Origin of the sequence: Actinacidiphila bryophytorum (assembly GCF_016916835.1) — a bacterium.
In the GTDB taxonomy this organism is placed as follows: Bacteria; Actinomycetota; Actinomycetes; order Streptomycetales; family Streptomycetaceae; genus Actinacidiphila; species Actinacidiphila bryophytorum.
On record NZ_JAFFIX010000012.1, the window covers coordinates 37,027 to 50,339 of the forward strand.

A 13,313-nucleotide genomic window follows, 5' to 3' on the forward strand; every position below is an offset into this window, starting at 1 on the left:
GCGGTCAGCTCCCCCCTGGCTCGCGGCCGGTGGGCCGCCCCGTCAGCCGATGGTCCAGCGCTGCAAGGCCGAGCCGGTGTCCGGCTGCTGGGTGACGTGGGCCCCGTCCGCGGTGGAGGCGGTGGTCAGCAGCAGGCCGCTGCTGACAGAACGGACGGTGTACGTGCCCCCGCCGGCCGGGATGAGGGTCCAGCGCTGGTTGGAACCGCCGGTGCAGGTCCACTGGATCACCGCGGTACCGGGGGCGGTGGAGCCGCCGTCGACGTCCATGCACAGCGCCGACCGGCTGCTGGTGATCTGGTAGGAGCCGTCAGGCTGGCGGGCGAAGACCCAGTTCTGGTTCTTCGCCCCGTTCGGCGACCAGGTGATCAGCTGGGTGCCGGGGGCGGTGGAGCGGTCGGGGTCGTCCAGCGCCTTGCCCGAGGCGACGGCGGTGTGCGTACCGGAGACCACCGGCGCGGAGCCGGTCGCCACCAGCGAGAGGGTCTGCTGCGCGGCGGTGCGGGAGCCGCCGACGGCGCTGCCGGTGGTGTCGGTCCAGCTGCGGGCCGGGGTGGTCTCGGCGAGCCGCCCGGAGTCCGCGGACAGGGCGAGGACCAGGCCGCTGTAGCGGTTGACGAGCCGGTAGGTGCCGGTGGGTGCGCCGGCCGCCGAGGTGTCGGCGACGACGAACCACTGCTGCCCGACGCCGGGGCCGCCCGCGGGAGCCGCGCCGACGGTGGGCCGGGCGCCCCAGGCGCGGCCTGCCGTGGCGGCCGAGTCGACGCCGAGCAGGCCGCCGGTGGCGGTGTTGGCGATGCGGTACGAGCCGTCGCCGCCCGGGGTGAAGGTCCACGACTCCAGGGCGGAACCCGTGGGCGCGGCAACCGAGGTGGCGGCGGAACCGCCGGAGGCCTGGGCGAGGACCCGGCCGCCCGCGGCGGTGATCCGGTAGGCCCTGGAGGTGTCGACCGGCGGCGCGGCGGGGGTGGCGGGGTCGACGGTGACGTTCACGTACTCGCCGGACGAGCCGCCCGAGCAGCCGAAGGAGCAGTAGGAGCGGAAGGTCCTGCCGACGATCGTGGAGCTGGTGCGGTTGGCGCCGTCGAGGAACCAGCGGTACCAGGAGGCGGTGGTGTAGCTGCCGGTGTCGCCGATCGGGCGCCACTTCTGGGTGCTCAGGTCGTCGGTGGCGTAGAGGTGCTGGGGCTCGGTGCCGTCCTGGTTCACCGCCTGCGGCTCGCCGACGTACAGCCGCAGGTGGGCGTCGTAGGCGATGTTCATGACGAACAGCGGCGAGGTCGGCGGCATCTTCCCCGCCGCGATCTGCTGGGCGGCGGTGCCGGTGTTCGCCGGGTCGTAGTCCGCGGTGACCGGGGTGTAGCCGGTGCCGGCGCCGGATGCGTCGACCGGCACCATGTTGCTCTCCCGGCCGCCCGTGCCCGGCTGCGACCATGCGCCGTCGTACCACTTCTGCCACGAGCCGGGCGCCATCTTGGCCGAGATCGGCGCGCGTGCCACATGCTCCTGGAAGGCCGACCAGCTGCCGCCCTTCTCCACCACCCGCGAGCCGTAGTAGACGTAGAAGTAGCCGGACGCGGTGTCGGTGAACAGCCGCTGGTCCCCGTCGCCGTAGTAGTACGTCTGGTTGGGGAAGGCCGCGGTGTCGTTGCGCTTCGTGCTGTACGGGGAGGTCAGCGCGTGGCCGCGGATGGTCCAGGTCCTGCCCTGGTCGCGGGAGACGGCGTAGTCGATGGCGTCGTAGTGGATGCCGTCGCCGAAGGGCTGCGGGGTGAACTCGTTGTGCACCAGGCCGTACCAGTCGCCGGTGTCGGGGTCCACCCACACCCCTGACAGGTCGCAGTAGTCGCGCTGCGCGTAGCCGGACCCCGCGGGTGCGCTCGTCGCGGCCAGGCCGGTCGGGCCGTTGTTGCAGCGCCAGGTCGTGTCGCCGTTGCTGTCCGCGGGGTTGGCCGGGTTCACCGCCGTGCTCAGCGGGCGGTCGAAGGAGGCGCTGTCGAAGTCGGTGCCGGTGTAGAAGTCCCAGCTGCGGGGGTCGTCGGCGCCGTAGAGGGCGGCCGACTGCTGGTAGTGGAAGGTGCCGTCCTTGTCGGTGTAGACCGAGGCGGGCGTGTCGGTGGGGTGGGTGAAGGGCACCGGGGCGCCCACGCTGACGGTGTAGCCGGCGGCTTGGGCTCGGACCGGGGCGGATGCCGGGGCCGGTCGGGACGACGCGGTGGTGGCACAGGCCAGCACCAGGATCGCGGCGGCGATCCCTGCGGCGAACGGCGGGCGTAGGGCGGCCATGGACGGCTCCTTGGCTGGGGGGTACGCAGATTGCCGGGCGGGGGCGGCGGTGCCCGGGAACTATGGCACAGCCTGATACCGATGCCAATACATCTGCCGACGGTCCGTCGGGCGGTCCGCGACGGCGGGTTGATGTAGCGCGTTACCATCACGGCGGAAGACAGGGGGTTGCCGATGGAACACAGCAGAGCGGCGGCGCGGGACGGCCGCGTGGCGATGGCCGACGTCGCCCGGGTCGCGGGCGTCTCGCCGCAGACGGTGTCGCGGGCGCTGCGCGGGCACCCCAACGTGCACGACAGCACGCGGGCCAAGGTGCTCGCCGCCGTCGAGCAGCTGGGCTACCGCAAGAACGACGCGGCCCGCGTGCTGTCCTCGGGCCGCAGCCTGACCATCGGCGTGGTCTCCCTGCAGACCGGCTACTACTCGCGCACCAGCCTGATGTACGGCATCGAGCGCGCCGCCGCGGAGGCGGGCTTCTCGGTGGCCGCGGCCACCACGCCCTCCCTGGACACCTCCGCCATCGAGGCCGCCATGTCCCGGCTGGCCGACCAGGGCGTCGAGGGGTTCGTGCTCGCGGTGCCGCTCATCCATGTCAGCCGGCGGATCGAGCAGCTCACCGCCGCGCTGCCCACCGTCACCATCGACGGCTCGCGCACACCCGCCACCGAGGTCGTCGCCGTCGACCAGACGCTGGCCGCCCGGCTGGCCACCCGGCACCTGCTCGACCTCGGCCACGAGACCGTCTGGCACCTGGCCGGGCCCGGCGAGTGGCTGGACGCCGCCAGCCGGCTGCGCGGCTGGCGCGACACGCTGGAGGCGGAGGGCCGCACCGTGCCGCCGCAGATCGACGGCGACTGGTCGCCCGCGTCCGGCTACCGGGCGGGGCTGATCCTGGGCCGCATCCCGGACGTCACCGCGGTCTTCGCGGCCAGCGACGAGATGGCCTTCGGCCTGATCCGCGCCCTGCACGAACTGGGCCGCAGGGTGCCGGAGGACATCTCGGTGGTGGGCGTGGACGACATCGCGCTCGCCGGGTTCTGCTCGCCGCCGCTGACCACGGTCTCCCAGCCCTTCGCGGAGCTGGGGGCGCTCGCGGTCGCCCACCTGATGCGCCATCTGGCCGACCCCGCCGCGGCCTCCGCGCCCGCCTCGATCGAGCCGGCCCTTGTCGTCAGGGCCAGTACGGGTCCCGCCAGGCTGCTCGACCGCTGAGCCGCCCGCCGGGCATCGATGTTATCGGTGCCAACGGCGGGCGGCCGGTGCGTGCGGTCGTCAGTACCAGCGCACTTCGAGCAGGTTCCCGCCCTGCACGTAGAACTTGCTCGGCCCCGGCGCCACCGAGGCGAAGCTGGTGCGGAAGTTCGGGCCGGCGTCCGCCAGGGTGTCGGGCGAGATGCGCCTCGTCACGCCGTTCGTGGTGTAGATGCTGTCGTCGCCTGCGTCCCAGGCCATGTTCACCGCCCGCGGCTGGAAGTTCGCCACGACGCTCCAGTCGTAGGCGAACTCCTGCACCGAGCGGACCAGGGCGCCGGTGGCCGGGTCGAGTTCGAAGACCGTCCCGTAGGTCTGGCCGAAGAGCCGCCCCCGGCCGTCGAAGGTCAGGCCCGCGACGCCCTGCTCCTGCGGGAGCGGTGTGGAGCGCCACAGCACGTCGCCCGACGCGGCGTCGAGGGCGAAGACCTGGCCCGGGTGCTTGGACCCGTCGAAGTTGCAGCAGCCGAGCGAGCCGCCGTAGAGCACACCGTCGCGGTAGGCCAGCGCGGAGATCTGGTTGGCCCCGGTGACCAGGCCGGACGTGTACGTCCTGCGCTGCCCGGTGGACGGGTCGTAGAGGGTGACCGCGCCGTCGGTCCTGCTGTTCTTCGGCGAGGTGCCGACCGCCAGGTAGGGGCCGGCGCTCACGACCGTCCAGGGCCGCTCCTGGCCCTCCTGCTTGAGGTCGAACAGCAGGCGGGGGTTGGCGTCGCCCCAGGGCTGCGCGGGGTCGTACTCCCACAGCTGCGCGTTGGGATAGACCCCGAAGTACATCTTCCCCGCGTGGGCGCTCATGCCCTCGATCTGGTGCGGGAAGGGGTGGGAGGTCCAGGTCGTGGTCGCCGGGTCGTAGACGGCCAGGCCCCCCTGGAAGTAGCCGCCGGCGTAGACCCGCCCGTCGGGTCCCGTGGCCAGGGAGCGGGGGGCCGTCGGGGTGCCGCGGAGTCCGTCGAGGTGGCCGAAGGTGCCGGTCCCGGTGACCGTGTCGTAGCGCCAGAGGTCGCCGCCCGAGGTGGCGCCGACGATCGTCTCGTGGCCGGTCGCCGGGTCGGTGGCCCGGGCCAGGCCCTTGCCCGCGCCGAGGCCGCCCTTGTCGGCCTGCTCGCTGCCGCCGGCGAAACCGGTCGGCGTCAGGACGCCGCGCCTGGGGTCGTACCGCTTCAGCTCGCCGGAGTCCACGAGGTAGACCCGGCCGCGCGCGTCGGCGCCGGTGACGGTCTGGCCCGCGTACCCGGGGATCTCGTGCGTCCAGCGCAGCGTCCTCAGGTCGAGCACCCATCCGACCTGGGCGGTGGTGCCGCCGGCGAAGAGGACGTAGAGGTAGCCGCCCTCGTCCTCCAGCTGGTAGGCGTACTTGTCGGTGGGCATCCCCGCGGGCGGCGGGATCTCCACGCGCCGGCCGCTCCTGGGGTCCACCTGCCACAGCGCGGTGCTCGGGCCGAGGCCCGCGTAGATCTTGCCGTCGGCGTACTCGACGGACCTCACGTAGCCGTAGGCCGCGCCGAAGTCCCCGTAGTCGCGGTACTTGCGCGTGGCCGGGTCCCAGGAGAAGAGCCGTCCGCCCGGCAGCGGGGCCGGGCCGAAGAACTGGCTGGTGCCGAAGTAGAAGACGCCCTGGTTGTCGGTGTCGCCCTCCCAGGTGAAGCTGGTCCGGGGCGACGGCCGGCCCAGGTCCTCGACCGCGGCGGCCTTCCACGGCAGCCGGTAGACGTGGCCGAAGCCGTACGTGCTGACGAAGACGGTGCCGCGCTTGTCGACCGAGACGCCCCACGCGCCCTGGGCGCCGGTGTCCGGCGGGTCCTCCGCCGAGGAGCCGGGCACGTACAGCGGGATCATCCGCAGGACCTTGCCGGAGAACGTGTCGACCTCGGCGAGGTAGGCGGGCTTGCCGCTGACCGCCAGGTAGGTGCGCACCGACCCGTCCGGCATGCGCGCGGTCTCGCCGCCCGCGGAGGTCGTGGAGTACAGCGGGATGGTGCCCCGGTCCCACGTCTGCGGCGCCGCAGAGGCGGAGGCGGCCGAGGCCGCCGTGGCCGCCGTGGCCGCGGGAACCGCCGTACCGCCCACGGCGAGCAGGGATGCAAGAGCCGTCAGTGCGGTGATCGCGCGCCGCCACCAGACCATGGATGACTCCGTTCGTAATTACGGACCCGACCGTAATTACGACCCTAGGGTTGCGCGCCGCAGCGGGTCAAGGCCCGTGCACGCCGGGCAGTCCTGGCCGGTGGCCGCAGCCGTAGGATGATCGGCAGCAGCGCCATCCGGCACGCAGGGGCGCAACGCAGGGCGGAAGAAGGTCGCGCATGGTCACCGTGGGTGTCGTCGGGCCGCGGGATCTGGTGACGTCGACCTGCAGGATCGTCGAGGACATGGCGGGCGTCACGACCGTCCCGCTCCCCTACCGCACCGAGACGCAGACCGCCGAGGTGGTGCGCGGGGCGCCGGGCGAGGTGGACGCGTGGCTCTTCACCGGCGTGATGCCCTACGAGGTCGCGTCCGCGGCCGGCGTGCTCGACCAGCCGGCGAGCTTCGTCAACTACACCGGGGCGCCGCTGCTGACCGCGCTCATCCAGCTGATGCGCGACGGCCACGACCCGGCCAGTTTCAGCATCGACATCCTCGACGCGGGACAGGTGGAGGAGACGCTGAAAGAGGCGGGTGTCGCCACCTCCCGGGTGCACGTCCTGCCCTACCGCCGCGGGCTGACCTCGCAGGACATCGTCGCCTTCCACCGGGAGCGGGCCGCGGCCGGCACCGGCGCCGCCATCACATGCCTGCGCTCGGCCTACACCGTGCTCGCGCAGGAGACCACCGCCATCCGGCTCGCGCCGTCCATCCACTCGGCCCGCTACGCCATGCAGCAGCTCCTGGTCGCACTCGGCGAGGCGCGCTCGGACGAGGCGCAGGTCGCGGTCGGCATCTGCGAGGTCCCCGCGGAGGCCGGGGCGGAGCTGCGCCGCGAGTCCAGGAGCCTGGGCGGCACGGCCGTCATGCAGGACGACGGCCGCTTCATCGTCTTCACCACCCGGGGGCCGCTGGAGGCGGCGACCTCCGGCTTCACCCAACTCCCCCTGGTCGAGAAGCTCGGCGCCAGCCACGGCAGCGCACGGGTGGGCTTCGGGATCGGCGCCACCGCGGCCGAGGCCGAGGCGCTGGCCCGGCGCGCACTCACCCGGGCCGGGCACCTGGGCAAGGTCGCGGCGGTCGTCTCGCTGCGCAACGAGATCGACCTCACCCTTTCCGGCACCTCGGCGCGCCCGCCGCGCCGCCCGTCGCTGTCGCTGCTCAGCCAGCGCGCGGGGCTGGCCAAGACCACCCTGGTCCGGCTGCAGGAGATGCTCGCCGAGCAGGACGACGCGACGGTGACCACCCGCTCGGTCGCCGCCGCGCTCGGCGTGCAGCAGCGGACGGCCCGGCGCGTGCTCAACCGCCTTGAGCGGGCGGGCGCCGCGCAGCCCACCGGGCTGCAGGGCCTCGAAGGCAGCGGACGGCCGCTCGTCACCTACCGCCTGCATCTGTGAGAGCGCGCGCCGCTGAGCGCGTGTCACCGAGAGCCCGGTTCGCCGGGAGCCGGGATTACTGACGCGTGCATGCCGAGAGCGTGACCGCCGCGACACGGCATGTTCATGTTCGATTCACGTGATCAACATCCGCGCCCCCAATCCTCGCGATCATGAAATCTCGCAAGACCCTGCACCTGACCCTGCCCATGCTGTTCGCCGCCGTCATGCTCACCGTGACGGGCTCGATGTCCAGCGCCTTCGCCGCGACCGACTGGGTGTACAAGAACGCCTACGAGGGCAACTGCCTCACCGGCTCCACCACGACCAGCAACGTCTGGTCCGGCCCCTGCGACCAGTCGATCGGCACGTACTGGAACTGGGGCAGCTCCTACACCGCCTACCCCAGTGGCATCACCTACCGCCAGCTGAAGAGCGCGGCCACCGGCAAGTGCCTCACCACCGACGACAAGACCAGCACGAACGCAGTGTGGCTGAGCGCCTGCGACAGCGGCCTCAACGCCGGGCAGCTGTGGAACGGCGACTACAGCGAACTGTCGACCTACAGCGGCGAGAACGACCTGCGCACCTCCGCCAACGGTGACGCCGTCTACTCCACGCCCTGGGGCCAGTCCGGCATCGAGGTGGGGCGCTGGACCTGGAACGGCACGCACTACTGAGCACGCCGTGGCGTGACGTGACGTGACCTGTACGGCCAGGACCGCCCGGCGCGACCGCGGCACCGAAGCCCGGTCGCGCCGGGAGGTCCTGCCGTGCGGCGGGTGGCCGTGCGGCCACCCGCCGTTGTCGTACGCGGCGGGGTTGACTATCCCCCGCACTCGGTGTTGGCTCATTACGGTCCTAGCCATAATTCACCGCGAGAGGTGCCGCCGTGAGTGCAGATCGCCCGACGACCGAGGCGGAGACGACGGCCGGAGCCGCCGGCTTCGCCGACACCTTCGCCGCGACCGCCCTGGCCCAGCTCGGCCGGGTCGCCACCGAGCAGCGCCCGGCCGTGGCCGCGGGCGGCGCCCTCATCGCCGGCGCGCTCGCCTCCGGCGGCATCCTGCACGCCTACGGGACCGGCCACTCGCGCAGCGTGGCGCTCGAACTCGTCGCCCGGGCAGGGGGGTTCATCCCCACGAACCTGCTGGCGATCAAGGACCTCGTGCTGTGGGGCGGCCTGCCGCCCGAGACCATCCGCGACCCGAAGCTGGAACGCGAGCCGGGCGTCGCCGGGTCGGTGCTCGCGCTGCACGACGTCCGGGCGGGCGACGTCATGGTCATCGCGTCCAACTCCGGGGTCAACCCGGCCGTCGTGGAGATGGCCCGCCTGGTGCGCGCCCGCTCGGTCCCGGTGATCGCGGTCGGCTCGCTGACCCACAGCCGCGCGGTGCCCAGCCGCGACGCATCGGCGACGACCCTCTTCGACAACGCCGACGTCGTGGTGGACACGATGACGCCGCTGGGCGACGCCGTCGTACCGCTGCCAACCGGCGGCTCCGCATGCGGTACGTCCACGCTGAGCGCGGTGCTCATCGCGCAGTTGCTGGTCGCCCACGCGATCGGCGAACTCGGCCGGCGCGGGGTGCACGTCCCGGTGTACCGCTCGATGAACACCGCGGGGGCGGACGCCCCGAACGCCGAGGCCGAGCAGGCCTGGGCGGGCCGGCTGCGGCCGGTCGAGGCCTGAGGCCGGACGCGAACGGCCCGTCAGACGTCGGCGTCAGCGCGGGCTTTCGCGTCCGGCCCTGCGGCGGGCCGCGCGGCAGGGGCCTCCTCCAGGTGGATGCGGGGCAGCCGGTTCAGGACGCCTGGCAGGCGCCAGTTGCGGTCGCCGAGGATGTGCATGACCGCGGGCACGAGGACGAGGCGCAGCAGGAAGGCGTCGAGCGCCACGGCGACGGCGAAGCCGATGCCGATCTGCTGGAAGAGCAGCTGACCGCCCAGGGCGAAGGACCCGAAGACGGCGATCATGATGACCGCGGCGCCGGTGATGACCCCGCTGACCCGGCCCGTCCCCTCGCGCACCGCCCGGGAGTTGTCGCGGTGGCCGAGGTACTCCTCCTGTACGCGGGTGAGCAGGAAGACCTGGTAGTCGGTGGACAGGCCGAAGACGATCGCGAACATCATGACCGGCACGGCGAACGAGACGGGGGCCGGCGGCAGCCCGGTCCAGCCGTGCTGGAAGACGAAGCCGACCACGCCGAGCGCGGCACCGATGGACAGCAGGTTCACCACGGCCGCGGTCAGCGGAATGGCCAGGGAGCGGAAGAGGACGAGCAGCAGCACGAAGCCGATCGCCAGGACGACCGCGACGAAGGGCAGCAGCCGGCTGCCCAGCAGCGAGGACAGGTCGATGAAGGAGGCGGTGGGGCCGCCGACGTGGACGGCGACACCGCTGCCGGCGGTGGCACGGGGAATGACCGCGTCGCGCAGCCGGTGCACCAGGTCGGCAGTGGCCGTGGCCTGCGGCGAGGTGGCGGGGGTGACCGACAGCACGGCGGCGGTGCGTGCCGGGTTGGTCCGCGGCGGGCTGACCGAGGCCACCGCGGGATCGTTGCCGATCGTCTTCGCCAGGTCGGTCAGGACGGCGGCGTCCGACGGCTCGGGGAGGGTGGCGACGAGCTGGAGGGGGCCGTTGAAGCCGGGGCCGAAGCCGTCGGCCAGCAGGTGGTAGGCCTTGTGGGTGGTGGAGGCGGGCGGGTCGGTGCCGGCGTCCGGGTTGCCCTGGTGGAGCGTCAGCACCGGCAGCGCGAGCACGAGCATCACGGCGGCCACCCCGCTCGCGGCGAGCCACCGGTGGCGCTGCACCAGGCGTGCCCAGGCGGCCATCCGCGGTGAGACGCCGCCGCTGCCGGTCAGGCGCCGTCCGGGTACGCGCAGGCTGTTCACCCGGTGTCCCAGCAGGGACAGCACCGCGGGCAGCAGGGTGAGCGCGGCGGCCATGGTGAAGAACACCTCGACCGCGGCCGCGACCGCGATGCCGCTGGTGATGCTCACCCCGAACAGCAGCAGGACCAGCAGTGCGAGGACCACGATGCCGCCGGCGAACAGCACGGCCCGCCCGGAGGTGTTCACCGCCCCGGCGGCTGCCTGCCGCGGGGTGCGGCCCTCGGCGAGCAGGGCGCGGAAGCGGGAGACGATGAAGAGCGAGTAGTCGACGCCGACGCCCAGCGCGATCATGGAGGCGATCGCCTCGCTCGAGGTTCCCAGGTCCATGACATGGGTGACCAGGGCGTTCACGCTGACGCCTGCGCCGAGCGCCACCAGGGCGGTGAGCAGGGGCATCAGCATGGCGGTGACCGAGCCGAACAGCACCAGCAGCACCAGCGCCGAGGCGGCCAGCCCGATCGCCAGCAGCGGGCCGGGGCCGGAGGAGGCGGACTGCTCGATCGCCTGCCCGCCCAGTTCCACCTGCAGGTCTGCGGTGCGGGCGGCCTGCGCGGTGTCGATCACCTCGGCGACGGCCGCCTTGGGCACCTCGGCGGCCGGGGCGTCGAAGGTGACGGTGGCGAAGGCCGTCCGCCCGTCCTGCGAGACCGCGGGAGATCCGGCGGTGTAAGGGCCGGCGACACTCGCGACGTGGGGCAGCGCCGCGACCTGCTGCAGCATCGGCTGCACCTGCTCGCGTACCGCAGGGTCGGTGACGGGGCCGGCGGAGGAGTGCCACACGATCCTGTCCACGTCGCCCGAGACCGCGGGGAAGGCGTCCCGGGCGAGGGCCTGGGCCGCCTGGGAGTCCGACCTGGGGAAGCTGAAGCCGTTCCGGTAGTCCGCACCGCCCGACAGCGCCGCCCCGCCCGCCAGCAGCACGATCAGCGCCGCCCACACGCCGATGACCCGTCCCCGCCGCTGTACCGACCATCGTGCGAAGGCCCGCATCAGCCACACCCCAACCTAACTAGACGCCGCGTTCTCTATCGGGACGCTAACATATTTTGAGAACTGGCGGTTCTCTGCCTGTGGGGGCGCGCTCCCCTGCGTGTGCTCCCGTGGGTGTGCTCCCGTGGGTGTGCTCCCGTGGGTGTGCGGTGCCACGAAGGACGCAGGGTGCTTGCTACGGTGCTCGACATGCTTCGCAGCACAAAGTCGGCGTCCGGGAGGTGCGGCCGGTGACCACTCCCGCCGGAGAACCCGGGGAGGCGGTCGACCACCGCAAGGGGCCGCGGCGCCGCGGCGAGGTCCTGCAGGCGGCGATCCTGGACGCGACCCTCGCCGAACTCGCGGAGGTCGGCTACTGGCGGATGACCATGCAGAGCGTCGCCACCCGTGCCCGCACCAGCAAGGCCTCGCTCTACAAGCGCTGGCCCAACCGGGCTGAGATGGTCGTCGCCGCGCTGCGCCACCGCGGCGGCGGACCCATGGCGGTCCCGGACACCGGCAGCCTGCGCGGGGACGTCCTCGCCGTGCTGCGCCGGGGCGCTGACAGCCTCAACGGGCTCTTCGGCGAGGCCGCCCGCGGGCTGATGGCCGAGAACCTCACCAACCCTGAGGACACCGCGAACCTACGAGCCCAGATGTTCACCAGCCGCGACAAGCTGATGCGGGAGATCCTGGAACGTGCCGCGGCGCGCGGCGAGATTCCCGCAGAGGCGGTCAGACCGCCGGTGATCGGCTTCGCACCCGCGCTGGTCGACCACCACTTCATCATCTACGGAGCGCCCGTCCCCGACGAGGTGCTCACCGGCATCGTCGACGACCTCCTGCTCCCCCTGCTCACCCGGCGCTGAGCCGGCCGCTCACCTTCCGGCCGCGTGCCGGAGTGCCGACCCGGCGGCGGCGACCAGGACTTCGGCGCCTTCCGTCGTCACGTAGCTCGTCAGGGCCTCGTAGCAGGCGGACTCCACACCCTCGCGGTCCGGGACGTAGCCGAAGTAGCCGTCGGTGTAGCCGACGACCCGGGTCTCGGGGCGGGGGCTCGCCGCCCTCAGGCGCAGGCCCAGCGACGCGAAGAGCTCCACCGGCAGGTGCAGCCAGGCGTGGTCCGCGCCCAGGGTGACCACGCCGATCGGGAGGCTCAGCGACGCCGGGAGGCCTGCGGCGCGCAGGCGTTCCGCGGTCTCGGCGCCCTGCAACCGGGTCTGCGCCAGGCGTGCGGCGGGCGTGTCCTGCCCGGGCAGGGCCGCCACCACCGACCTGGCCTCGGCGAGGGTACGCGCCGACTCGGCGGCCGACGGCAGGCGGCGCACCGGCACCTGCGCCCGGCTCCGGCGCAACCGGGGGATGTCGGCGGGGAGCGGGCTCGCGTCCGCCAGGGCGCGCAGCACCGGGCCGGCCAGGAGGCCGCCGAGCCGGTCGACCTCCGACGCCTGCCTGCCGCGCCGGACGAAGCGCGGGCTCACGTCGCCGGCCGCGCCCTGGAGGAAGCCGACGGCCACGCCGGGGCCGAGGGCCGCCGCCAGCGCCCTGCGGGTGGCGCCGGGCCAGTCCGCGGAGTACCGGAGGTTGCCGGGGCCGAGGACGGTGGGATGGCTCGCGTGGTCGAGCAGCAGGGCGAGCAGCCCGTCGGCGGTGTGCACGGCCAGGACGCCGGAGCTGGTGTCGTGCGGCCCGTCCGGGCGGTGCCGGTTGGCGCCCACGCCGGGTGCGTCGGCTCCGGCCCAGGCCAGCCGCCCCGCCCGCCGGCCCTCCCGCAGCGGGCGGGCCGCCGCGGCAGCAGCGGCCACCAGCGCCGCTTCCAACGCGGGCTCCCGCACGCCCGGCACCGCGGGCGAGATCTCCCCCGCCCAGCCGACCGGCGCCGCATGGGTGTGCGAGGCGCACACCAGCACCCGGTCGGCCGGTATGCCGACGGCCGACCCCACCGCGGCGGCCAGCGCGGACGCGAGGACGGTGTCGACGGCGACGGCGTCCAGCGTCAGCCACAGCACACCCGGGTCCGCGGGACCCGAGAGCCAGATGAGCGTGGCCTGCAACGGGTCCGCCGTCCCGGTGGCGGGTGCGGTGCGATCGGCGTACCCGCCGAGGAGGTGCCCGGCGGGCGGCGTGATGTCGGCGGTGGCGGCGGCCACCAGCAGATCCGGCGTGCTCACGTGCGTCATCTCCTGAGTCGTCGATCCCGCCTGCCGCCCGGCAACGGGGTGATGTGCGGATCCGACACCCGGGCGGGACGGCTGGTCGGGCGTGCTCACGTGCGTCTGCTCCTCCGCGCCCCTGGGGGTGCCCTCTTCCCGCAGGGCGCTTTCAGGCGGCGCCCTCTGCGCAGGAGGGTGCGCGTTTTTCAGGGGCGCGGGGAACTGCGCGCCCAGCCCGAACGGGCGGAAAGAAAGC

General features: G+C 73.5%; 9 protein-coding genes. 5 read left to right on the top strand and 4 right to left on the bottom strand.

Going from position 1 to position 13,313, the window contains the following annotated elements; translation table 11 throughout:
* Nucleotides 1–42 precede the first annotated feature (42 nt).
* Entirely contained in the window at nucleotides 43–2,286 is a 2,244-nt protein-coding gene (locus JT723_RS19010; RefSeq protein ID WP_205045885.1) for an RICIN domain-containing protein, read from the bottom strand.
* Nucleotides 2,287–2,460: 174 nt separating this feature from the next.
* Between JT723_RS19010 and JT723_RS19015 the strand changes: the two genes are divergently transcribed.
* Nucleotides 2,461–3,498: a LacI family DNA-binding transcriptional regulator gene (locus JT723_RS19015; RefSeq protein WP_240165850.1), complete on the top strand. Its 1,038-nt coding sequence runs from the start codon at nucleotides 2,461–2,463 to the stop codon at nucleotides 3,496–3,498.
* 60 nt (nucleotides 3,499–3,558) lie between these two features.
* On the opposite strand, the gene JT723_RS19020 is transcribed toward JT723_RS19015, so the two are convergent.
* Nucleotides 3,559–5,664, bottom strand: coding sequence for an outer membrane protein assembly factor BamB family protein (locus JT723_RS19020; RefSeq protein ID WP_205045886.1), 2,106 nt, complete (start codon nucleotides 5,662–5,664; stop codon nucleotides 3,559–3,561).
* 179 nt (nucleotides 5,665–5,843) lie between these two features.
* On the opposite strand from JT723_RS19020, the gene JT723_RS19025 reads away from it, so the two are divergent.
* The 3 genes from JT723_RS19025 to JT723_RS19035 all read left to right on the top strand — a co-directional run bounded on the left by JT723_RS19025 (nucleotide 5,844) and on the right by JT723_RS19035 (nucleotide 8,733).
* Complete coding sequence (locus tag JT723_RS19025; protein WP_205045887.1) at nucleotides 5,844–7,061, top strand: hypothetical protein; 1,218 nt, start codon at nucleotides 5,844–5,846, stop codon at nucleotides 7,059–7,061.
* Nucleotides 7,062–7,213: 152 nt separating this feature from the next.
* Nucleotides 7,214–7,720 carry a ricin-type beta-trefoil lectin domain protein gene (locus tag JT723_RS19030; RefSeq protein ID WP_205045888.1) on the top strand — a complete coding sequence of 169 codons (507 nt, stop codon included), beginning with the start codon at nucleotides 7,214–7,216 and terminating at the stop codon, nucleotides 7,718–7,720.
* Nucleotides 7,721–7,932: 212 nt separating this feature from the next.
* On the top strand, nucleotides 7,933–8,733 hold the full coding sequence (locus JT723_RS19035) for a sugar isomerase domain-containing protein (RefSeq protein ID WP_205045889.1): 801 nt from the start codon (nucleotides 7,933–7,935) through the stop codon (nucleotides 8,731–8,733).
* A gap of 20 nt (nucleotides 8,734–8,753) precedes the next feature.
* Here the strand turns inward: JT723_RS19035 and JT723_RS19040 are convergent, their stop codons facing one another.
* Nucleotides 8,754–10,925: an MMPL family transporter gene (locus JT723_RS19040; RefSeq protein WP_205045890.1), complete on the bottom strand. Its 2,172-nt coding sequence runs from the start codon at nucleotides 10,923–10,925 to the stop codon at nucleotides 8,754–8,756.
* Nucleotides 10,926–11,155: 230 nt separating this feature from the next.
* Here JT723_RS19040 and JT723_RS19045 point away from each other — a divergent pair, with 230 nt between their 5' ends.
* Nucleotides 11,156–11,773: a TetR/AcrR family transcriptional regulator gene (locus JT723_RS19045; protein ID WP_205045891.1), complete on the top strand. Its 618-nt coding sequence runs from the start codon at nucleotides 11,156–11,158 to the stop codon at nucleotides 11,771–11,773.
* A gap of 9 nt (nucleotides 11,774–11,782) precedes the next feature.
* Here JT723_RS19045 and JT723_RS19050 read toward each other — a convergent pair whose 3' ends face one another.
* A complete protein-coding gene (locus tag JT723_RS19050) occupies nucleotides 11,783–13,075 on the bottom strand; it encodes a hypothetical protein (RefSeq protein ID WP_205045892.1) in 1,293 nt (430 codons plus the stop codon).
* Nucleotides 13,076–13,313 lie beyond the last annotated feature (238 nt).

Excerpts from the sequence above, each read along its gene's own strand:
- JT723_RS19010 (WP_205045885.1), bottom strand. The coding sequence starts at position 2,286 with ATGGCCGCCCTACGCCCGCCGTTCGCCGCAGGGATCGCCGCCGCGATC.
- JT723_RS19015 (WP_240165850.1), top strand. The coding sequence starts at position 2,461 with ATGGAACACAGCAGAGCGGCGGCGCGGGACGGCCGCGTGGCGATGGCC.
- JT723_RS19020 (WP_205045886.1), bottom strand. The coding sequence starts at position 5,664 with ATGGTCTGGTGGCGGCGCGCGATCACCGCACTGACGGCTCTTGCATCC.
- JT723_RS19025 (WP_205045887.1), top strand. The coding sequence starts at position 5,844 with ATGGTCACCGTGGGTGTCGTCGGGCCGCGGGATCTGGTGACGTCGACC.
- JT723_RS19030 (WP_205045888.1), top strand. The coding sequence starts at position 7,214 with ATGAAATCTCGCAAGACCCTGCACCTGACCCTGCCCATGCTGTTCGCC.
- JT723_RS19040 (WP_205045890.1), bottom strand. The coding sequence starts at position 10,925 with ATGCGGGCCTTCGCACGATGGTCGGTACAGCGGCGGGGACGGGTCATC.